Origin of the sequence: Paraburkholderia largidicola, from assembly GCF_013426895.1 — a bacterium.
Lineage (GTDB): Bacteria > Pseudomonadota > Gammaproteobacteria > Burkholderiales > Burkholderiaceae > Paraburkholderia > Paraburkholderia largidicola.
Map to the genome: position 1 here is coordinate 1,073,005 of NZ_AP023175.1, position 21,694 is coordinate 1,094,698.

Genomic DNA, 21,694 nt, shown 5'->3' on the forward strand with positions numbered 1-21,694 from the left:
TTCATCTTTAGCTCGTGACGAATGGCTGCGCGACAGGCTCTATCGGACCGGCATTGAGTCGCTCGTATTCGGCGATCAGTTGCGCGCCGAACAGCATCAGCGTCGCCAGCGCTTCGAGGCTGAACAGCACGATGATGGCCGTCGTCAGCGATCCATAGACGACGCTCACCTGCGATAGCGTCGCGAAGTACCACACCAGCACGCGCCGCGTGACTTCCCACAGCACCGCGGCCGCGACCGCGCCGAATAGCGCGTGCCAAAGCGTCGTGCGTCCCGCGGGTATCACCAGATAGATTGCCGTCAGCACGAAAATCTCGCCGGCAAGACCGGCCAGATACAGCACGATGCGCGTGGCGCCCGTCAGCGATATGGCGTGACCGAACAGCATGACGCTATCGCTCGCAACCGCCTGAAGACTGCTCGACACCAAGGTCACGAGCAGCACGCCGATACCCAGCGAAAGACTGAACAGATAAGGCAAGATCGCCGACAGCAGAAAATGCCTGCGCCGGATCGCCACGCGATGGACGAAGATAATCGACAACGCATTTTCGAGCACGGTGAAAGCAAGCGAACTGAAGAAGATCATCGTGACGACCAGAAACCAGCCGATCACCGTGCGGTGCGCGAGAAAGTTGGCAAGCTCCCGGACGATCGCGCGCGACTGTCCCGGCACCAGCCATTCCAGCAAGCGCGCGAGCGTATCGAGCAGCAGCTTTTCGCCGACAAAATGACTGAACGCGATGGCGACCAGAATCAGCAGAGGCACGATGGACAGCAGCGCGTAATAGGCGATGGCACCCGCGAGCAGCAGCCCCTGGTTCTTGCGGAACGCCTTGACCACCTGCAACGCGAAGCGCGCGGGATGCGTCGCGACGAAATGCAGTGCGCGATTGTGCGTCCTGTTCACTTCCACCTCCGCTCGCGTTGTTGCGGCCGGTCCATGGCATCAACGGAGCAAGTGGCGGTCCTGGAACGCAACTAAATCCACATCTTTCGAGCATATGCCCATCGAGTGAACAAAAGAACTTAATCGACGGGTATGCTCACTCCTGATTTACCCCAATCCCGCTCCCCCGCCGCACGCCCCCTCAATTCGCCGTAAGCCTTTCCACATAAGGCTTTCCGGGTACTGAGCCAGCTTCCCCAAGCCGCGCCGCAGCAAAACCCTTCCTTGATTTTCCGGACGGTCACTGCTGTACTAACTAAAACAACTTGATTTAGTAAGGCCGCGTCACCGGCAAATCCAAAGTCCGGCGAACGCACAAGAAGGCGCGATCAGCGCACAGCCAACCGCTGAATCGACCGCTGATCACAACGTCGTTGTCAATCATCCGGAGGAGCGTCCCCATGAACCCGATTTCCCGCAGGCAACTGCGCCGCGCGTCCCGTACGCAACCCGTCGTCAAGGGCATCGCCGCTGCGTGCGTCGCCGCGTCTGCGCTGTGGTGCGCGAGCGCCAGTCTCGCCGCCGATCAGCCCGTCGTCGGCCTGATCACGAAGACCGACACCAACCCGTTCTTCGTCAAGATGAAACAAGGCGCGGAATCCGCCGCGCAGAAAGACGGCGCGAAGCTGCTGACGGCTGCCGGCAAGTTCGACGGCGACAACGCAGCGCAGGTCACGGCCATCGAGAACATGATCACGGCGGGCGCAAAGGCGATCCTCATCACGCCGAGCGACACGAAGGCCATCGTGCCGAGCATCAAGAAGGCGCGTGCGGCTGGCGCGCTCGTGATCGCGCTCGATACGCCGACCGACCCGCAGGACGCGACCGACGCCCTCTTCGCCACCGACAACTTCAAGGCAGGCGTGCTGATCGGCCAGTACGCGAAGGCCGCGCTCGGTGGCAAGCCCGCGAAGATCGCGACGCTCGATCTCGCCCCCGGCGTGTCCGTCGGCGTGTTGCGACACAACGGCTTTTTGCAGGGCTTCGGCGTGAAGGAAGGCGACCCGTCGATCGTCTGCAGCCAGGACACGCGCGGCGACCAGTCGAAGGGCCAGACGGCAATGGAAAACTGCCTGCAGAAGTCACCCGATATCAACGTCGTCTACACGATCAACGAACCGGCCGCAGCGGGTGCGTATCGCGCGCTGAAGGCTGCCGGCAAGGACAAAAGCGTGATGATCGTGTCGATCGACGGCGGCTGTGAAGGCGTGCGCAACGTGAAGGCGGGCGCGATCGCTGCCACGTCGCAACAGTACCCGCTGAAGATGGCCGAGCTCGGCGTGCAGGCAGGCGTCGAGTACGCGAAGACGGGCAAGAAGGTCTCCGGCTATCACGACACGGGTGTCACGCTGATTACCGACAAGCCGCAAGGTGGTGTCGATAGCAAGGACACGAAGTTCGGCCTCGACAACTGTTGGGGCAATAAGTAATCACGCAGTAACCGAGCACTAACTGAGCAGTCACGGGGACGCGCACGACGCGCGTCTTCCGCAAGTTCTCCAGCGTGAGCGTGGCGTACGTGTACCGCGCGCAGGCCACGCATTGCTTCGAAGGAAACACATCATGTCGACTCCTACCGCCCCCGCTCACAACCATCGCCGGTTTGCGGATCATCTGCCAACGCTTGCCGAAGCGGGCCCGCTCGTCGCGCTCCTGCTCGCGTGCATCTTTTTCATCTCGCAGAGCGACCGCTTTCTGTCGTTCCAGAACCTGTCGCTGATCATGCAGCAGACGATGGTGGTCGCCGTCATCGCCATCGGTCAAACCCTGATCGTGCTAACGGGTGGCATCGATCTGTCGTGCGGGATGTTGATGGCGTTCGGCTCGATCGTGATGACGAAATTCGCCGTCGTGATGGGCGTGCCGCCCGTCATCGCGATCGCTTGCGGCGTCGCCGCGAGCATGCTGTTCGGCCTGCTCAACGGCGTGCTGATCACACGCATCAAGCTGCCCGCGTTCATCGTCACGCTCGGCACCTTGAATATCGCCTTCGCGGCCACGCAGCTCTATTCGAACGCGGAGAGCGTGTCGAATCTGCCCGACGCGATGATGTTCTTCGGCAACACGTTCAATCTCGGGCCGGCCGCCGTCACCTACGGCACCGTGCTCACACTGCTGATGTATCTCGGCACGTGGTTCGTATTGCGCGACACGGTGCCCGGCCGTCACCTCTACGCGCTCGGCAACAACCCGGAAGCCGCGCGCCTGATGGGCCTTTCCGCGCAACGCATCCTGATCACCGTGTACACCCTGGCGGGCGCGCTCTACGGCATCGCTGCGCTGCTCTCCGTGTCGCGCACGGGCGTCGGCGATCCGCAAGCGGGACAAACCGAGAACCTCGACAGCATCACGGCCGTCGTGCTGGGTGGCACGAGTCTGTTCGGCGGACGCGGCTCGATTGCGGGCACGCTGCTGGGCGCATTGATTGTCGGCGTGTTCCGCAATGGCTTGACCTTGATGGGTGTGTCGTCGGTGTACCAGGTGTTGATCACCGGCATTCTCGTGATTCTCGCAGTGGCCGCCGACAAGCTGTCGCGCCGCGGCGCACGTTGATCGTTATTCGAAGGAGCCTGTGATGTCGACAACCCCCTCTTCCACCAACGGCACGACGCCCGTTCTGCAAGCGCGCGGTCTCATCAAGCGCTACGGCCAGGTCACCGCGCTCGACGGCTGCGACTTCGAAGTGATGCCCGGCGAAATCATGGCCGTGATCGGCGATAACGGCGCCGGCAAGTCATCGCTCATCAAGGCGCTCTCGGGCGCGCTCGTGCCCGACGAAGGCGACCTGCTGCTCGACGGCAAGTCCGTCAAGTTCCGCAGTCCGCTCGACGCGCGCCAGCAAGGCATCGAAACGGTCTATCAGGATCTCGCCGTGGCGCCCGCCATGAGCATCGCGGAGAACCTGTTTCTCGCGCGTGAGCTGGTGAAGCCGGGCTGGCGCGGCAAGATCTTCAAGATCATCGACAAACGCCGCATGCTCGAGGAAGCGACCAACGCGATGAAAGACCTGCAGATCGGCATCCGCTCGATGCGCCAGGCCGTCGAGACGCTCTCGGGCGGCCAGCGCCAGGGCGTCGCGGTGGCCCGCAGCGCGGCCTTCGCGCGGCACGTGGTGATTCTCGACGAACCGACGGCGGCGCTCGGCGTGAAGGAAGGCAACATGGTGCTGGAACTGATCCGGCGCGTGCGCGATCGGGGCCTTCCCGTGATCCTGATCAGTCACAACATGCCGCATGTGTTCGAGATCGCTGACCGCATCCACATTCAGCGGCTCGGACGGCGTGCGGCGCTCGTCAACAAGAACGACATCCACATGTCGGATGCTGTCGCGATCATGACGGGCGCGAAACAGGCCGATGTGCGGGCCATCGCGTGACGAACCGACTCAAGTAACCGGACACCGCCGATGGATACGGGCACCCGCTCACCGCTCAAACGCACCGTTGGCTCGAACCAGGTCGGCATGCGGCAGTTCAACGAACGCATCGTGCTGCAGGCGATCCGTTTGCATGGGGCGCTGCCGAAAGCCGACGTGGGACGGCTCACGCGTCTGTCGATGCAGACCGTGTCGATGATCGTCGAGCGATTGATCGACGATGGTCTGCTCGAAAAACAGGCGCGCGTGCGCGGGCGCATCGGACAGCCTTCCGTACCCATCGCGTTGCGCGCGGAAGGCGCCTATACGATCGGCGTGAAGGTCGGGCGGCGCAGCCTCGATGTGCTCGCCATGGATTTTCTCGGGCGCGTATGCTGCCGCGAAGTGCAGGAGTATGCGTACCCCGATCCGCGCACGCTGTTCCCCGCGCTCGAGAGCAAGCTCGCGCGCATCAACGAGGCGCTCGGCGCGCGGCGTGAGAAAGTGGTTGGGGTCGGTGTGGCGGCGCCGCTGTGGCTCGGCGGCTGGCGCGATTTTCTCGGCGCGCCGCGTGAAGCGCTCGATGCCTGGAACGACATCGACATCCGCGCGCGCATCGCGTCGATGACGGGCCTGCCCGTCGAGTTCGCCAAAGACACGACGGCCGCGTGTGCTGCCGAACTGGTGATGGGCCAGGGGCGCGGCATCCATAATTTCTTGTATCTGTTCGTCGGCACGTTCATTGGCGGCGGGCTGGTGATCGACGGCCGTCTGCATGGCGGGCCGCACGACAACGCAGGCGCGGTCGGCTCGATACCCATCATGAGCGGTAACGCGCGTCAGCCTGCGCAACAGCTGCTGCACGCGGCATCGGGCTTCGTGCTCGAAAAGCTGTTCGTCGACGCGGGCGCGCCTGCCACTGCGGCGCACGACCATCGCGCGTTGTCACCGGACCTGTGGCGGCTCACGGAGCAATGGCTCGACACCGCGTGCCCCGCGATTGCGGGCGCATTGACGAACGCGGCGGCGCTGCTCGATCTCGAAGCGGTGGTGATAGACGGCGAAGTGGACCGGCAACTGGTGCGCGAGATCATTCGCCGCACGGAGCGCGTGCTCGATAAATTCGAGTGGGAAGGCATCGTGCGCCCGCAATTGCTGGAAGGCACGATCGGCTCCGACGCGCGCGCGATGGGCGGCGCGATTCTGCCCCTCTACGCGCACTTCGCGCCGATGCATGAACTCTTCCTGAAGCCTGCAACCGAAGTCGGCTACTGAACCTTCGGCTCCGTGCTGGCAGCCACTTTCGGCGTGTCTTTCGAGGCAGGTTCGTCGAGCAGCGCCTGCAACTCGGGCGCCATCGATTTCAGCAACTGCACGGCCAGCGCGCTCGTAAAGTCGTAGCGCTTCGCGTACGGTTCATGCACGACAGCCGTCAGCGTGCCGAAGAAGCGGTCGCCGATCGCGAATACGAAGGTCGCCGTGCGATTCACCTTGCGCGACTCGATCAGCCTGCGCCCTTTCGCGTAGATATTCAGCCGCTGATCGCCCGTCCCCGTCTTGCCGTAGACCTCCAGCGTCTTGCCGTTCGGGAACGTGATGCCGCCCGCGAGACGCCTCGCCGTGCCGCCCGCAACGACGTCTCGCAACAGGGTCTGCGCGACCCGAGCGATCTCCGGCGAGATGGCTTCCGTGGGCTGCGGCGTCGCGCGGACGAAGCGCGTTTCATACGGCGTGCCCTTGGCGAACTCGAGTTCGGAGAGGCTTTGGGTCGGTGCCTGATTGCCCTTGTTCGCGATCACGCCGATCAGCTGCGCGAGCGCCGCCGGCCGGTCGCCCGACGCGCCGATCGCGGCCGCATACGACGGCGTCAGATGCGAGAACGGATAGCCGAGCGCCTGCCACGACTTGCCGATCGCATCGTAGGCATGCTGCTCGACCATGCGGCGAATGCGGCGGTCCTGCGTTGCGTGGTAGCGCGTCTTGAAGAGCCACTTGTACGAATCCGCGCGCACGTCGCGGCTCGCGTCCATGACCTGATTCGCGGTCGCATCAGGATGTTCGCGCAGATAGTCGACGAGCCACAGTTCCAGCGGATGCACGCTCGAAATGTACGCGCGGTCGTTCAGATTGAACTTGTCGATGCCGTACTTCTCGTAGAGGTTCGCGAGCGCGTCGTCGGGTGGATTGGCTTTCGGCGTGTTCTTCAGCGCGGCGCGCATCTGGTCGTTGAACCAGGCTTGCGATGCATCGGGCCGCACGCTGCGCAACACGGTCGCGACTTTCGGCGGCGACTTGCGCACGGTGCGCAGCAGGATCGCGAGCATCTCGTCCTGCGTCTTGCCGTGATACTTCGTGTAGAAGCGGTTCATGTACACGCGGCTTTCCTGATCGGCGAAGCGCGTCAGATACATGTTGCGCGTGGCGGGATCGTCGAGCCATTGCGATGACGGGCCGGACGTCCTGATCGTTTCATAGTGAACGATGTCGCGCATCATCCGCACGAACACGAGATTCACCGAGTGCTGGAAAGCCTGATGCACGGTGAGAATGCGCGAGTTCTCGTCGGCCTCGAAGTTCGTGAAGGTTTGCGCGCCGCCGCCCGTGTAGAAAGTTTCACCCGCATTGGCCGAATACTTGCGCTCCACCGACGCATCGAGCATCGCGCTGAGCGAAGGGTCCTTCGTGTGCATGAAGTAATCGACAGCCCAGCGTGTCAATGCGTCTTCGCGCTCGGGCTTCACGGCGCGCAGTTCTTCCACGCTCATTTGCCCATAGCGCGCATGCAGGTCCTGCATGATCTGCAGATACGTGATGATCGTGCGCAGCTTCGCGGTCGAGCCGAGATTCAGGCGCGCGCCGGAGTTGATATCGAACGGACGGTTCACGCTGTCCGTCTGCACGCGCAGCAGATTCGCGCCGTCGCGCTTTTCGAACAGCGTGAAGCTGAAGGCGATTTTCGACGGATCGTCCTTCGGTTGCAGCATGTTGAAGCCGTAGAGGCCGGCCGCCTGCGCGCCATCTTTCGTGGTTGCGGCGGCGAGCCGGTCGCTGATGTCCTGCTGGACCTTGTTGTTCATCGTCGACGTGACGCGCAAGTCGAGCCGGTCGAGGTCGTACAGCGTCGACACGCCCAGCGACGACAGCAGATGCGTGCGCAGCGACGTCACCGCCTTGCGTTCGATGAACGAGCCTTCTGGCGGCGTGAGCTTCGCGCGCGTCAGCACGAGTTGCTGCGAGAGCGCGGCGTCGCGCAGTTGCGGCGTGATCACGCCATTCGCGGCAAACAGGCGCAGATAGCTTTCCGTCAGAGCATTGAGATCGTCGTTCTTGCGCAGCAGGAAATGCGACGGCCCGCGCTGCGCGATCATCAGCGACAGCACCTGGCGGAACGCGAGCCCCTGTTCGGCGAGATCGTCGGGCGTAGCCGGCGCTTTCAGCACGCGGTTGACTTCGGCGAAATCGCGGCCGTACCACGCCGCGAGCCCGTCGCCGATACCGTTGATCTCGCCGATGCCGGGTTGCGCGGCAAGCGGCACCGAGTTCAGATAGCGCACGACGATCTGCTCGCGCGCGGGCATCGTGCGCGGGCCGTCGAGATACGCGCGCACCGACGCCGACGCGATCTGCCGCAGCTTTTCCTTCGGCGTCGCCGTGCGGCCGCCGGGCGAATGGCGGAATTTCTCGATCTGCGTGGCGAGCGTGCTGCCGCCGGGCTGCGCCTGGTTGTGGTTGAAGACCCGCAAGCCCTGATCCATCAGCGCGCGGCTGAAGCGCCCCCAGTCGATGGCGGGATTGCGGTTCGGCTGGTCGGGGTCGAGCAGATGGCGGTCTTCGATGAACAGCAGCGCCGACACCACTAGCGGCGGCACTGACTCGAAATCGTCATATACGCGCGCGGGATACTGCGAGCCGAACAGGCGCGTGCCCGTCGAGTCATACAGCATCAGTCCCGCCTGGTCCTTTTCTTCGTAGGGAATGAACAGGCCGTCGTCGGAAAGCGACGCCATGCGTTCCGAATCGCGCGCCTGCGACGCGACCGAGAAACCGCGCTCTTTCAAACGGCGTTCGAATGCGGGGAGCAGCGCGTAGCCGAGGCGGATGTCGTACGGGCCGTCGGTTGGAAAGCGGATGCTGTCGCTCGGGCCTTCGGATACGGTAAACCCGACGTCACGCGTGAGTTCGGACAGGTAGCGCGCCTGGAACCGCGACGTGTCCATTTCGATCTGGACAAAGCGCACGCCGAGCGCGACGGCTACGAGAAACGAGGCGAAAAGGAGCCACTTGAACCACTTCCAGGCGGATGTGGTGCCGATTGCGCGTAGCGGAAACCGTAGTGGCCGATTCATGGCGGCGTCTCCTTGCAGATGCCTGACCACATTAACCTCGACTGATGTCAGTCTAACGCGTAACCGCCCGTTGTGAGGGCCAGGTGACGCAACGACTTGATCGGGTGAGTACGGCACGCAACACAACCGTCAGGCGCGCACGGCAAGACGGCATCTTTTGCCGCATGGCGCAGCGTTTTCCGGCCAGATGAAATGAACGACAGCCGCTTTTTCGATGCCGATGCAACCTACGCGCGGCGCTTGCGCGAGCGCGGCCTCCCTGGAATACCGAATACGACGACCGGGCGAAGTTGAGTAACATAGCCGCGCACTTTTCGAGCATTCCGCGCCCGCTGGATTCCGGGCGACGACCCAGCCTCCTGAACCTATGCAAAGCTACTACGAAGCGACTGTCGAACGGCCCGTGCGCCCCGCACCGGCTGGCAACCTGAGCGCGAACGTCTGCATCGTCGGCGGCGGGCTGGCGGGCCTGTCGACGGCGCTCGGACTGGCCGAGCGCGGGGTGCGCGACGTCGTCGTGGTCGAAGCGAACCAGGTCGGCTATGGCGCGTCGGGTCGCAACGGCGGATTCGTGTTCGGCGGCTACAGTCTCGACTGCGCGGACCTGCTGAAGATTCTCGGCCCGGCGCGGGCGCGCGAACTGTACGCGCTGACGATCGACGCCGTCGACCTGATGCGCGCGCGCATCCAGCGCTACGCGATCGCCTGCGACGCGACGGACGCGGGCGCGATCCTCGCAAACTGGTTCGACGACCCATCACGCCTCGACGGCCAGCGCCGTCTGATGAAGGACACGTTCGGCGTCGAATGGGAGCCGCTCGACGCCGCCGAACTCGGTGCGCGGCTGAAGACCACGCGTTATCACGGCGGCCTGTTCGAGCGCAATGCGTTTCACTTTCATCCGCTGAAGTACGTGCTCGGAGTCGCGCGCGCGGCGGAGGCGGCCGGCGTGCGGATCGTCGAGCAGTCGCCTGTCGCGTCGCTGCGCAGGCAAGGCGCCGGGTATGTGGTCGGGACGGCTCAAGGATCGATCGACGCCCGGCATGTCGTGATGGCGGGCGGCGGCTATGCGCGCAACGTGTACCGGCGCGTCGAGCGCGCCGTCCTGCCGATCGCGACCTACGTCATGGCGACCGAGCCGCTCGGCGCGCGGCTCGCCGACGCGATCGACTGCCGTTGCGCCGTCTACGACACGCGCTTCGCGTTCGACTACTACCGGCCGTTGCCCGACTCGCGCATTTTATGGGGCGGACGCATCTCGATCCTGGAGCGGGAGCCCGAGGCGATTGCGCGGTTGCTGCGCCGCGATCTGCTGAAGGTGTATCCGCAGTTGCGCGACGTGCGCATCGATCATGCGTGGGGCGGCCTGATGAGCTACGCGCGGCACAAGATGCCGCAGATCGGCCAGAGCCCGGACGGCGTCTGGTACGCGGTAGGTTTCGGCGGACATGGGATGGCGCCGACGACGGTATCGGGCGAATTGCTTGCGGCGGCGATCGCGGGCGAGCGACCCGTGCCCGAAGCGTTCGCGGCCTTCGGTCTCACGCACACCTTCGGCGCGCTGGGCCTCGCTGCGGCGCAACTGACCTACACGGCGATGCAGACGCGCGATGCGCTCGCGGACCGTCCGCGGCGCGCAGGCTGAGTGCTTCCGGCAGCGCGTGCGCAAGGGGCGCGCAGGGATGCTGGACATGCCGCCAGGCCACGCCGGCTGGTGATTTCGGCATGCTAGAATGAAACGTCATCGCCGCCGGAATACACAATGAAAAAGGGAAGCCGAGCTATCGCGCCCGAGCATAACGAGACCCCGAAAGAATCCTCCGAACCACGGCGCAAATACGATCCCGAAGAGACGAAGCGCAACATCCTCGAGGTGGCCACGCAGGAGTTTTCGTCGATGGGACTCACGGGTGCGCGGGTCGACGCGATTGCGGAGCGCACCAACACCACGAAGCGCATGCTGTACTACTACTTCGGCAGCAAGGAAGGGTTGTACGAGGCCGTGCTCGAGAAAGTGTATGGCGATATTCGCGCGCTCGAGCAGGATCTGAAGGTCAGCGATATGAGCCCTGTTGACGGGCTGCGTAGTCTCGTTGAGTTTACGTTTGACTATCATGATAAACATCGCGATTTCGTGCGACTCGTGACGATCGAGAATATTCACGGCGCTAAATATATCGAGCAGGTCAAGACCTTTAAGAATCGTAATGCGACTGTCATTCACACGATTGAAGATCTGCTTGCGAGAGGCGTTGCTTCAGGGGATTTTCGTGACGATATCGATCCGATTGATCTGCATCTGTTGATCAGTTCGTTGTGCTTTCATCGGATTGCCAATCGGCATACGTTTGGGAATGCGTTTGGGCGGGACCCTTCTCATTCAAGGCTCAGGGCGCGGCATCGCGCGATGATTGTTGATGCTACGTTGAGGTTTGTTAAGCGGTAGCGTTCTTGCCTGCGGCCCGGTTTGGGTTTGCTTGTGCTTTGCGGTGGCATCCGCGTGATGTTATTGGTTCGCAAGCGTTGCCCCTGTGCGGGGCAGCACCTACTTTTCTTTGCCGCCGCAAAGAAAAGTAGGCAAAAGAAAGCGGCTCACACCGCCAATCCTTGTTCCTGCCTGAGGGCCCCCAAAGGTTCTTACGCTTCACACGGCAACGCGCCAGTTCGCGTCCGTTGCCAACGTTCTCTCTGTACGCCTCACCCGCTTCCTGTTCCCGCGTTACAGCACGCCGTGCCAGATAGTCCTCCGCCGCCCAGTGGCAAACTGTGTGTAGGCTTTCGCGCCATACGCGCATCACTCCGGACTGGGTAGCAAGATTGGTGTTTCTGGTAAGAGCACTAACCTATGCGGTGCGACAACCTGCACACAGTTTGCCACCTGGGCGGCATATACCATTCGCTGACGCTGGCCTGAGCACGGGTATTCGAAGTGGGTGAAGCGTTTATTCGAAGCGTTGGCAACGAGCACCAACCAGGGCACTGCCGAGTGAAGCGTGGGGACGTTGGGGGCCCGTGGATAGAAACAAGTGCTGGCGGTGTTAGCCGCTTTCTTTTGCCTACTTTTCTTTGCGGCGGCAAAGAAAAGTAGGTGCCGCCCCGCACAGGGGCAACGCTCGAAGCAAGCTAACAAATCGCGGATGCCACCGCAAACCAAAGCAAACCCACCAGCGTCGCAGACAACCCACAAGTAGGTGCCGCCCCGCACAGGGGCAACACTTGCGAACCAGAAGCAAACCGCGGATGCAGCGCAAAAGCCAAAAAACCAAACCGCTTGCCCAACACCCACCTCACCACAATCCTGGTCTTTGGCGTTTAACTACATTCATACCATCCAGTTAGTACTATTCGGATATTAAAAAAATACCCACCCAAACCGCCGGCGGCAAAAGAACCCCCATCGACTGCCTGCAAAAAATCAGGCACACCGCTTGCACCGATATAATTTCCCGAACGTTTTGCGGTTCCGCATCGACGAGCACGTCCATCATCCGACGCCTCGCGCGGCGCCCACCGCCAACCAGAAGGAGACTCATGAAGAAGCTAGCCGTCACCCTGTCCATCCCGTTCCTGCTTGCCGCCTGCGCGCAATATCAGGCCTCTCACAACCCGGATGCCGGCGATCCGATGAAAGACAACATGACGAATCGCCCCGTCAACGACGTCATCCAGTGCATGACCCAGGCCGCGGCAAAGCACGACACGCCCGTCAAGACCACCCCCATCCCGCAAGGCCAGATGCTCGATTTCGGCGAGTCCAACATCGTCAAGATCCGCGCCGACAACGGCGCCACGACGTTCCGCTACTACGCGGGAAAGCGCAATACGTCGAACCTGTGGATCGAAAGCGCGAGCAAAGAATGCGCGCCTTGAGGCCGCTCGCGAGCGCGGCGGCGTAACTGGATGTAACAACTTATCCGCCCCTCGAAGGCGGATGGTTTAAGAATCGTTTAAGTCTGCGCTGCCAGTATTCGTCCTTCACACTGACCCGCGTTCCACCCAGGTGCCAGGATGGATTACTACAAAGACCGCAACGACCCGACGAAGCGCATCGCGACCGATACTCCGGCCGCACCCGCGCAAGCCGCCGCCGCGAAAGCAGCGCCGCCTAAAAAGACGACCATTCTCCGCCGGCTCCTGAGCCCGCATGAACTCGCGACGCTGCTGCTGTTGCTGCACGCGCCCATGGCTGCGTTCGCCAAGCCGGAGATTCCGACACTGCAGGAAGCCGGGCTCGTCGAAACCATCGGCTCGGATGCAGGCGAATCCCACATTCGCCTGACGCCCGAAGGCAACGCGATTCTGCGCGGACTCGGCGTCAGCAAATAAGCCGAACACTTCGCGCGCTTTGTCGCACCTCGCGCTCGACATTACGCCTGCCACACGCCATACCCCGCTTCCCGCAAGCCGATCGCCAGTTCGACTTCCATGTCGCGTGCGCCGTCATACGGCAGCGGATTGAAGACTTCGTATAGTTCCGGCATCAGCCGCAAACCATAGTCGCGCACATAGCGATTCGACTGTATGCCCGCTTTGTGCCGGTCGAAACGCAAGTCCGGATCCAGCCCGGTCATACCCACATACACGCACGGCCGTTCGAACCGGTAGTCGGGATTCGCGCGTCGAAAGCGTGCCTCGTTCCAGACCGTATCGTCGAGCGCGACCACGTACACGTAATAGCGAAGCTTTGCGCGGCGGGCGGGCATCGTTCTCTGGCTGCTGATGTTTGATTGTTTTCGACTAGCTTCTGACCGCAGGCGCGGCTAATCGCAGGTTTTGCTTTTACTCAATGTCGCGGGGCGGGATTGACAGTTAGTTGCGCGAGGTACCGTGCAACAGCATCCGGTATTCGGTCGGCGTCACGCCAACGGTGGCCTTGAACTGCCGCGTGAACGCGCTGTGATCCGTATAGCCGCACAGCGCGGCGACATCGGTGACCTTGTCGTGCGATACGAGTAGTGCCGTGGCCGCATCGAGCCGGGTCTTCAGCAACACCTGGCGCGGCGTCAGATGAAACACCTTGTGAAAATACCGTTCGAGCTGCGCAACCGACATGTCGGCCATCGCGGCAAGCTGCTTGAGGTTGAGCGGCTGCACATAGTTCTCTTGCAGATACTGCACGACCGTCGCGAGCCGACTATAAGCCGGGTGGCTGCTTTCATCGGCGCGCAGATCGCGAGAAATGCCCGCCAGCCCGACCACGCGCCCCGCTGCGTCGCGCAACGGCTGCTTGCAGGTCAGGCACCAGCCGGGCTGCCGGCCCGGATACAGATGCAGTTCGAGCTGATCGACCATCTGATTGCCGACGTGAATCACCGCCTTGTCCTGCGCGGTGTAGATGCGGCCGAAGCGGCTCGGAAACACGTCTTCCGCCGTCTTGCCAAGCAGCTTTTCCTTCTCCTTGAATCCGCAGCGCGACACCAGCGTCCGATTGACGAGCGCGTAGCGCGCCTGCGCGTCCTTCACGAAGAACACGATATCGGGCATCGCATCGAAGACGGGCTCGAGCAGCGCGAAATGCGAAAGCATCCCGGCCAGCGACGCCTCACCCGAATCGAGCGCGTCGAGGGCATCGAGCGTAGAAGCGAACGTATTCATCGTGAGGATTCCGTGCATGGGCTGCGAGGACGTGAAGATTGCCGCGGCGCGCGTTTCGCGGGGCTGATCGATTATAGGGCGGCGCGTGGCGGGTGAAATAAAACTGCGTGAGTGCGTCAGATGCGCGGGTCCTGTTATCTTTCTCGCGGACCGGCGGGTCAACGCGCGGCCGTATCCTCATCGGCTGCAAGCATCAGCGTGGCGATTTGAGCCGGGTGGACAGGCGGCCGCATCTGCGTCACATCCCAGCCAAACAACGCCTCCACCGCACCGCCGCAGATGCGCCCCTGGCACGCGCCCATTCCACAACGCGTATGCAGCTTCGCGTCGCGCCAGCTTGCATGCGCGCGGACCTCGCCGACCGATACGTCTTCGCAACGGCAGAGCAAGGTATCGTCGGCGGGCAGTTGGCGCGCGTGGTCGCGCAACGCGAATGCCGACTCGACGCGCGCCGCGAAACGCTGCCAGCGCGCGCGTTCCCGTTGCAGTTGCACGACGCAGTCGCCCTGCTCGACGCCCACGGCGGCAAGGCCCGCAATCCGCCCCTCTACCCGCGCAAGCTCCATCCCGCCGACGCCCACACACTCGCCCGCTGCGAAGACGTTAGCGACGGACGTGCGCTGCGCTTCGTCGATAGCGATTGCACCGTCGGCGCGCGTTGCGCAGCCCAACGCGCGCGCGAGTGTCGTATTCGGTACGAGGCCGTAGCCACAAGCGATGCGGTCGCAATCGATCGTCTCCCTGCGTCCACCCGCGCGTTCGACGATCGCGCGCTCGACGCGTCCACTACCCTGTGCCGCGCGCACTACGCTCGATGTCAGATAACGGAGTCCTGCAAAGCCGTGCGTCAATTGAAACGCCTGCGCGAGCTTCGCGGGCGTTGCCGCAAGCGACACGCCGAAGCGCGCCACCGACGCCAACGACGCCTGCTCGACCACGGCCACGACCCGCGCGCCCGCGGCGCGCGCGGTCGCGAGCGACGCGAGCAGCAACGGACCGCTGCCCGCGATCACGATGCGCTCGCCGCGCACAGGCACGCCGCCCTTGATCAACGCCTGCAAGCCGCCCGCGCCCGTTACACCGGGCAACGTCCAGCCGTCGAACGGCAACAGCAGCTCACGCGCGCCCGTGGCGAGAATCAGGCGGTCGTAGCCAATGCACGCGCCGCCCGGTTCCGCTGACTCGACCAGCAGACGCCCTTTGTCGAGCGGCGCAATAACGCGTGTCGCAGACGTGAGCGTCACGTTGCCCTTCGTCTGGATCTCATGCAGAAGCGCAGCCAAGTCATCCGATGGCGGATGCGCGGGGCCATTGCGCCATACCTGACCGCCCGCACGAGGATTGTCGTCGAGCATGGCGACGCGAGCGTCCCCTTTCGCCGCCTCGCAAGCGGCCGCGAGGCCCGCCGGTCCCGCCCCGACGACGACGACATCGAAGTGTTGGCCGTTCATCGCGGCCTCGTTGTTTGCACGATCTGGCCGTCGCGGCACACGGTCTGACAGGCGAGCACATGCATGCGTCCATCGACCGTGACGCGGCATTCCTGGCACACGCCCATGCCGCACATCGGCGCACGCGGCTCGCCAGTGACGGACGCACGCGTGCCGTATGCGCTCCCACCGCACACTGCCAGCGCAGCGGCGATGGTGACGCCCTGCTCGATCTCGACAGGCTGGCCGTCGATCGTCAGGCGAACGCGTGGAAGAACCGCTTCAGACATGACATGCCCCCAACTCGAAACGCGCTGGCAGAAACGGATCGACGGCAATGACAGACGCTGTCCGGGTGATCTGCGCGGCGAGCAACTGCGCGGTCCCCAGCGACGTCGTCACGCCCAGTCCTTCATGGCCGACAGCGAGCCACACGCCAGGCGCCGCGCTGCCTGCTGGGCCAATCAACGGCATGCCATCCGGCGATGCCGCGCGAAAACCCGTCCATGCGCGAATGCCGTTGAGCGTCGGCAACTCGGGCAGATAACGCGCCGCGCGTTGCAGCATCTGCGCGAGCACGGGCATTTCGACGGCTGCATCGGTGGTGTCGAACTGGCGCGAGGAGCCGATCAGCAGTTGTCCTGTCGGGCGCGGTTGCGCGTTGAACGCGACGGATGTTCCTGTCGCGTGATGAGCGCTCTTGATATAGCCGAGTTCGAGCAGTTGATGGCGGATGAAACCAGGGTAGCGGTCGGTGATCAGCAAGTGGCCTTTTTTAGGCTGCAACGGCAAGCCGCGCACGAGTTCGCGCGCCTGCAGTCCATTCGCGACGACGATGTGCGCGCCGCCGACACGCTCGCCATTCGACAGTGTGACGTGCTGCGCATCGACGGCCACGGCTTGCGCATGCAGCCTCAAGTCGATGCGCGCAGCGCCCGGCGATTGCGTGAGCAGCCATTGCGCAGCGGATGGCGCATAGACGATGCTGTCATGCCCGATCAGCAAGCCGCCCGCCATGCCCGGCGCGAGCGACGGCTCGCAATCGTACAAGGCGCGTTCGTCTAAAAGTTGCGCCGCGACGTCCTGCGCGGTGAAGGCAGCGTGCATCTCGCGCGCGGCGTCGAGTTCTTCGGCGTCGGCTGCGACCCACAGGGTGCAGCAGCGCGCGAACGCATCGCGGGTTCGCAACTGCGGGGCAAGCGCCAGCCACAAGTCGCGCGAATAACGGCTCAACGCGAACTCCGCCGGCGAGTCGTTCATCACGACGATATGCCCCATGCCCGCCGCCGTCGCGCCGCCGCCAATACCCTGCGCGTCGAGCACCGTCACGCGCAACCCACGCGCGGAGAGTTCCGCCGCGCACGCCGCGCCGACGATACCCGCGCCGACGATCACGACATCCGCCGTCATACCGTGCGGATGCCCCACGCGAACGGATCGCGTTCGTCGAAGCAAAGGCGGCTCTCGGCCATGATGTGCGCGTGCCCGGTGATGGTCGGAATGACGGTCGCCACGCCGTCCTGCGTGCCGCCTTCCGCATAGCTCGCGTCGAACACGCTGCCGATGATGCTCTCCTGCCGCCACACCGTTCCCGCCGCGAGCTTGCCGTCGTCAGCGAGACACGCGACCTTCGCGCTCGTGCCCGTGCCGCACGGCGAGCGGTCGTACGCGTTGCCGGGACACAGCACGAAGCTGCGGCTGTCGATGCCTTCTCGCGAGCCCGGTCCGAACAGTTCGATGTGGTCGATCAGCGCGCCGTTCGCGCCCGTGATGTCCGCTGCGATCAGCGCGTCGCGGATCGTCGAACTGAACTGCGTGAGTTCGGGAATGTTCGACGCGTCCAGCGTGCGGCCATGGTCCGCGACGAGAAAGAACCAGTTGCCGCCCCACGCGATATCGCCCGTCAGCTGACCGAAGCCGGGCACATCGACGCTCACGTCCTTGCGATACCGGTACGCGGGCACGTTGCGCACCGACACGCTGAGATCGGCGTTGAGCGTCGCCTCGACGATGCCAACGGGCGTGTCGATCAGATGCCGGCCCGGCCCGATGCGTCCCATATGCGCCAGCGACACCACGAGGCCGATCGTGCCGTGTCCGCACATGCCCAGGTAGCCGACGTTGTTGAAGAAGATCACGCCTGCCGCGCATTCCTTGCGATCCGGTTCGCACAACAGCGCGCCGACCACCACATCCGAGCCGCGCGGCTCGGTGACGATGCCCGCGCGCCAGTCGTCGAAGCGCGCACGAAACACGTCGAGCCGTTGCGCGAGCGTGCCGCCGCCGAGGTCGGGGCCGCCGGACACCACGAGGCGGGTCGGTTCACCGCCCGTGTGCGAATCGATGACGTTCAAGGTTTTCATGGCACTCATGGTAGAAACGCGGCGGCCCGCAGTCTTGAAGCGGCTGCGCGTGGATTGTGACGATTTCAGCATAGTCTGAAGAACGCGGATGCCGCCTGCATCCGGGTTGCGGCCGGTTGGGTCATCGAGCAGGCAGCGCGTGGCCGCGTCGAGCGCGGGTAGGCTAACGGTTCCGCCGCGTTCGGCGGTTGAATGAAGGGCAACGCGAGCACGAAACGCTGAAAGCATCGTAAATCAGGGATTCCCCTCGCACAGCCGCTATGCCGAAATCGTCACGCGGAACGCGCGATTCGCGCAAGACATCCGAATATTCCCTGCTTACACTGCACTCGACTCATCACTTTCAGGAGAGCAGTCGTGGCGCATATCTGGGAAGGCGTATTGCCCGCAGTCACCACCAAGTTCAACGCGGATTTCAGCATAGACCGCGCATGGACCGGCAAGAATATCGAGGCGCAGATCGACGCGGGTGTCGACGGGATCATCGTGTGCGGCTCGCTCGGCGAGGCGTCCACGCTTTCCCTCGATGAAAAGCTGCAGGTGCTCGACGTGGCCGTCGAAGCCTCGCGCGGCCGCGTGCCCGTGCTGCTGACGATCGCCGAAAACAGCACGCTCGACGGCTGCCGCCAGGCCGAAGCGGGCGCGAAGCGCGGCGCCGCGGGCTATATGGTGCTGCCAGGCCTGCGCTATCTGTCGGACCGCCGCGAGACGCTGAACCACTTCCGCATGGTCGCCGACGCCAGCCCGCTGCCGCTGATGATCTACAACAATCCGCTCGCGTACGGCGTCGACATGACGCCGGAGATGTTCGCCGAGATCGCCGACGAGAAGAAGATCGTCGCGATCAAGGAATCGTGCGGCGACGTGCGGCGCGTGACCGATCTCATCAACGAAGTCGGCGACCGCTATGCAATTCTGTGCGGCGTCGACAATCTGGCGATGGAAGCGATCCTGATGGGCGCGCATGGCTGGGTCGCGGGGCTGGTGTGCGCGTTCCCGCACGAGACGGTCGCGATCTACAAGTTGCTGAAGGCGGGACGGCTGGAAGAGGCGCGCGCGATCTATCGCTGGTTCGCGCCGTTGCTGGCGCTCGATGTATCGGCGAAGCTCGTGCAGAACATCAAGCTGGCGGAAGCGATTGTCGGCCTTGGCACGGAGCCCGTGCGTCCGCCGCGGCTGCCGCTCGCCGGCGACGAGCGCAAGGCCGTCGAAACGCTGATCCGCCGCGCGATCGAAGCGCGTCCGGCTCTGCCGAAGCTGTAAGCACGAACGCGGGAAACAAAAGAAAGCGGCGGCTTCCTTGCACAGGAAGCCGCCGCCAGAACCGCTCAACTCCGCTCTACTCCGCTCAGGCCGCCTCTGCATGCGGCACAGCGGCGGTGTCGTTCACGCGCAGATGCAGCAGCCGATAGCCGCTCTTGTACACGGGCTGCAGACGGAAATCGTTGTGCGGCTCGATCTCCAGCAGCATGCGCAGGCGCGACACGTGGCTGTCGATCGTGCGCGTCACCTCGCGGAACTCGCGGCCCCAGACCATCGCAAAGATGTGATCGCGCGACAGCACGCGGCCGATGTTCGAAAAGAACAGCGACGCCAGCCGGTACTGCGTGCCTGACAACTGCACCGGCGAGCCGCGCAGCGTGACCAGTTGGCGGCGGGTGTCGAAGTGATACGGGCCGACGTCGAAACTGTCCTTGCCGTAGCGTTCCGGATACGCGCGCCGCAGCAGTGCGGACAGCCTCTCGCGAAACTCGGCATGCCGCACGGGCAGCGTGGCGTAGTCGTCGGCGCCCAGCACGAACGCGCGCACGACGCTTTCTTCCGAGCCATCCACCGACGCGAACATCACGGGCATGCGCTCGCCGCCTACCGAGCGGACCGCCTTGAGCACATCCGTGCCCGACAGACGCAGCGCGTGCCAGTCGAGAATCAGCAGATCGACCGTCGAGCGGGCGAGCACCTTGGAGAGCGTCAGGCCGTCGTCGTACACGACGCAACTGTGGCCAGCCTGAACGATGATTTTTTCCAGCAACTTACCCTGCACGAGGTCACGCTGAAGAATGGCGATACGCATTGATGAGTCCCCGACAATTGGTCCAGGATCGCGATTCTGTTCACGCCTTCTCGTTAAGCCCATCAGACTTGTCTGAATTTGCAAAGGTTCTGCGACAAATTACATCCTGTAAAATCGCGGGCTGGCCAAAATCGTCATCGCGCCGCCCTATCCGGGCTGGCGCGCCGTGTCCCGTGCCCTACCCCGCACTGCCGCACTTCCCGCCTGACGACCGCCGTACTCCGCGCGCAACGCGCGGCTCTTCTATTCATACAACGACAGGCAATGCAAGCAACAGAACTGGGTAGACCACACGCCAGGGACAGCGCGCACGCGCGCCCCCTCACGGGCAACGACTACAAGACACTCAGCCTCGCCGCGCTCGGCGGCGCGCTCGAGTTCTACGACTTCATCATCTTCGTGTTCTTCGCCCCGGCGATCGGACAGCTGTTCTTCCCGCAGTCGATTCCCGACTGGCTGCGCCAGCTGCAGACCTTCGGCATCTTCGCCGCCGGTTATCTGGCGCGGCCGCTGGGCGGCATCATCATGGCGCACTTCGGCGATCTGCTCGGCCGCAAGCGCATGTTCACGCTGAGCGTGCTGCTGATGTCGCTGCCGACACTGATGATGGGCATGCTGCCCACCTACGCGAGCATCGGCATCATGGCGCCCGTGCTGCTGCTCCTGTTCCGCGTGATGCAGGGCGCGGCTGTCGGCGGCGAAGTGCCGGGCGCGTGGGTATTCGTCTCCGAGCACGTGCCGCAGCGCCACGTCGGCTATGCGTGCGGCACGCTGACAGCGGGCCTGACGGCGGGCATCCTGCTCGGCTCGCTGGTCGCGTCGGCCGTGAACCGCCACTTCGCGCCCGCCGACATCACCGATTTCGCGTGGCGCATCCCGTTCCTGCTCGGCGGCGTGTTCGGCCTGGTCTCGGTCTATCTGCGGCGCTGGCTGCACGAGACGCCCGTGTTCGCCGAAATGAAGCAGCGCAAATCGCTGGCCGCGGAAATTCCGTTGAAGGCCGTGCTGCGCGATCATGGCCGCGCCGTGATCGTGTCGATGCTGCTCACGTGGATGCTGTCGGCCGCGATCGTCGTCGTGATCCTGATGACGCCGACGCTGCTGCAAAAGCAGTTTCACATCGCGCCGGCGACGGCACTGTTCGCCAACAGCATCGCGACGCTGTTCCTGACGATCGGCTGCGTGCTGGCGGGCTCGCTCGCGGGGCGCTTCGGCGCGGGCCGGACGATTTTCGTCGGCTGCGTCGGGCTCGGCATTGCGTATTACGTGCTGTTCCAGCAACTCGCCGTCGATAGCGCGATGCTCGTGCCGCTGTACGCGATCGCGGGCCTGTTCGTCGGCGTGATCGGCGCGGTGCCGTTCGTGATGGTCAATGCGTTCCCGCCCGTGGTGCGCTTCTCGGGCATCTCCTTCTCGTACAACGTCGCGTACGCGGTGTTCGGCGGCCTGACGCCGATCGTCGTTTCGCTGATGCTGAAGTCGAATCCGATGGCGCCCGCGCTCTACGTCGGCGCGCTGTGCGTGATCGGCGCCCTGACCGCGTGCTTCGTGAAGAAGGACGCCGCGCAGTAAAGCCGTTTCA

At 63.9% G+C, this 21,694-nt stretch carries 19 protein-coding genes; 10 read left to right on the forward strand and 9 right to left on the reverse strand.

Annotated features, from left to right (window positions below; all coding sequences use genetic code 11):
• Window positions 1-7 precede the first annotated feature (7 nt).
• Window positions 8-910 (reverse strand): YihY/virulence factor BrkB family protein, encoded by a 903-nt coding sequence (locus tag PPGU16_RS21400; protein WP_180724755.1) that lies wholly within the window; start codon window positions 908-910, stop codon window positions 8-10.
• A gap of 440 nt (window positions 911-1,350) precedes the next feature.
• On the opposite strand from PPGU16_RS21400, the gene PPGU16_RS21405 reads away from it, so the two are divergent.
• The 4 genes from PPGU16_RS21405 to PPGU16_RS21420 all read left to right on the forward strand — a co-directional run bounded on the left by PPGU16_RS21405 (window position 1,351) and on the right by PPGU16_RS21420 (window position 5,579).
• Window positions 1,351-2,379 carry a sugar ABC transporter substrate-binding protein gene (locus tag PPGU16_RS21405; RefSeq protein WP_238271085.1) on the forward strand — a complete coding sequence of 343 codons (1,029 nt, stop codon included), beginning with the start codon at window positions 1,351-1,353 and terminating at the stop codon, window positions 2,377-2,379.
• A gap of 133 nt (window positions 2,380-2,512) precedes the next feature.
• Entirely contained in the window at window positions 2,513-3,502 is a 990-nt protein-coding gene (locus PPGU16_RS21410) for an ABC transporter permease (RefSeq protein WP_180724756.1), read from the forward strand.
• Between the two features lie 22 nt (window positions 3,503-3,524).
• Window positions 3,525-4,325, forward strand: a complete 801-nt coding sequence (locus PPGU16_RS21415) for an ATP-binding cassette domain-containing protein (RefSeq protein WP_180724757.1) — start codon at window positions 3,525-3,527, stop codon at window positions 4,323-4,325.
• Between the two features lie 30 nt (window positions 4,326-4,355).
• Window positions 4,356-5,579: an ROK family transcriptional regulator gene (locus tag PPGU16_RS21420; protein WP_180724758.1), complete on the forward strand. Its 1,224-nt coding sequence runs from the start codon at window positions 4,356-4,358 to the stop codon at window positions 5,577-5,579.
• On the opposite strand, the gene PPGU16_RS21425 is transcribed toward PPGU16_RS21420, so the two are convergent.
• Entirely contained in the window at window positions 5,573-8,650 is a 3,078-nt protein-coding gene (locus PPGU16_RS21425) for a transglycosylase domain-containing protein (protein ID WP_180724759.1), read from the reverse strand. The genes PPGU16_RS21420 and PPGU16_RS21425 overlap by 7 nt on opposite strands.
• A 367-nt stretch (window positions 8,651-9,017) precedes the next feature.
• On the opposite strand from PPGU16_RS21425, the gene PPGU16_RS21430 reads away from it, so the two are divergent.
• The 4 genes from PPGU16_RS21430 to PPGU16_RS21445 all read left to right on the forward strand — a co-directional run bounded on the left by PPGU16_RS21430 (window position 9,018) and on the right by PPGU16_RS21445 (window position 12,976).
• Entirely contained in the window at window positions 9,018-10,295 is a 1,278-nt protein-coding gene (locus PPGU16_RS21430; RefSeq protein ID WP_180724760.1) for an NAD(P)/FAD-dependent oxidoreductase, read from the forward strand.
• A gap of 117 nt (window positions 10,296-10,412) precedes the next feature.
• A complete protein-coding gene (locus tag PPGU16_RS21435; RefSeq protein ID WP_180724761.1) occupies window positions 10,413-11,096 on the forward strand; it encodes a TetR/AcrR family transcriptional regulator in 684 nt (227 codons plus the stop codon).
• Window positions 11,097-12,181: 1,085 nt separating this feature from the next.
• Window positions 12,182-12,520: a hypothetical protein gene (locus PPGU16_RS21440; protein ID WP_180724762.1), complete on the forward strand. Its 339-nt coding sequence runs from the start codon at window positions 12,182-12,184 to the stop codon at window positions 12,518-12,520.
• A gap of 138 nt (window positions 12,521-12,658) precedes the next feature.
• Window positions 12,659-12,976 carry a hypothetical protein gene (locus PPGU16_RS21445; RefSeq protein WP_224028108.1) on the forward strand — a complete coding sequence of 106 codons (318 nt, stop codon included), beginning with the start codon at window positions 12,659-12,661 and terminating at the stop codon, window positions 12,974-12,976.
• A 41-nt stretch (window positions 12,977-13,017) separates the two neighbouring features.
• Here the strand turns inward: PPGU16_RS21445 and PPGU16_RS21450 are convergent, their stop codons facing one another.
• The 6 genes from PPGU16_RS21450 to PPGU16_RS21475 all read right to left on the reverse strand — a co-directional run bounded on the left by PPGU16_RS21450 (window position 13,018) and on the right by PPGU16_RS21475 (window position 18,047).
• A complete protein-coding gene (locus tag PPGU16_RS21450; protein ID WP_007587508.1) occupies window positions 13,018-13,353 on the reverse strand; it encodes a hypothetical protein in 336 nt (111 codons plus the stop codon).
• A gap of 106 nt (window positions 13,354-13,459) precedes the next feature.
• Window positions 13,460-14,245, reverse strand: a complete 786-nt coding sequence (locus PPGU16_RS21455; RefSeq protein ID WP_180724763.1) for an AraC family transcriptional regulator — start codon at window positions 14,243-14,245, stop codon at window positions 13,460-13,462.
• A 158-nt stretch (window positions 14,246-14,403) separates the two neighbouring features.
• Window positions 14,404-15,696 (reverse strand): FAD-dependent oxidoreductase, encoded by a 1,293-nt coding sequence (locus tag PPGU16_RS21460; protein ID WP_180724764.1) that lies wholly within the window; start codon window positions 15,694-15,696, stop codon window positions 14,404-14,406.
• Window positions 15,693-15,965, reverse strand: a complete 273-nt coding sequence (locus tag PPGU16_RS21465) for a (2Fe-2S)-binding protein (protein WP_180724765.1) — start codon at window positions 15,963-15,965, stop codon at window positions 15,693-15,695. Before PPGU16_RS21465 ends, PPGU16_RS21460 begins: the two co-directional genes overlap by 4 nt.
• Entirely contained in the window at window positions 15,958-17,085 is a 1,128-nt protein-coding gene (locus PPGU16_RS21470; protein WP_180724766.1) for an NAD(P)/FAD-dependent oxidoreductase, read from the reverse strand. Before PPGU16_RS21470 ends, PPGU16_RS21465 begins: the two co-directional genes overlap by 8 nt.
• Window positions 17,082-18,047 carry a 4-hydroxyproline epimerase gene (locus tag PPGU16_RS21475; protein WP_180724767.1) on the reverse strand — a complete coding sequence of 322 codons (966 nt, stop codon included), beginning with the start codon at window positions 18,045-18,047 and terminating at the stop codon, window positions 17,082-17,084. Before PPGU16_RS21475 ends, PPGU16_RS21470 begins: the two co-directional genes overlap by 4 nt.
• Window positions 18,048-18,395: 348 nt before the next feature.
• Between PPGU16_RS21475 and PPGU16_RS21480 the strand changes: the two genes are divergently transcribed.
• Window positions 18,396-19,301, forward strand: coding sequence for a dihydrodipicolinate synthase family protein (locus PPGU16_RS21480; RefSeq protein ID WP_180724768.1), 906 nt, complete (start codon window positions 18,396-18,398; stop codon window positions 19,299-19,301).
• Window positions 19,302-19,386: 85 nt separating this feature from the next.
• On the opposite strand, the gene PPGU16_RS21485 is transcribed toward PPGU16_RS21480, so the two are convergent.
• Window positions 19,387-20,112: a response regulator transcription factor gene (locus tag PPGU16_RS21485; protein WP_180724769.1), complete on the reverse strand. Its 726-nt coding sequence runs from the start codon at window positions 20,110-20,112 to the stop codon at window positions 19,387-19,389.
• Window positions 20,113-20,376: 264 nt separating this feature from the next.
• Between PPGU16_RS21485 and PPGU16_RS21490 the strand changes: the two genes are divergently transcribed.
• Complete coding sequence (locus tag PPGU16_RS21490) at window positions 20,377-21,684, forward strand: MFS transporter (protein WP_180724770.1); 1,308 nt, start codon at window positions 20,377-20,379, stop codon at window positions 21,682-21,684.
• Window positions 21,685-21,694: the final 10 nt, after the last annotated feature.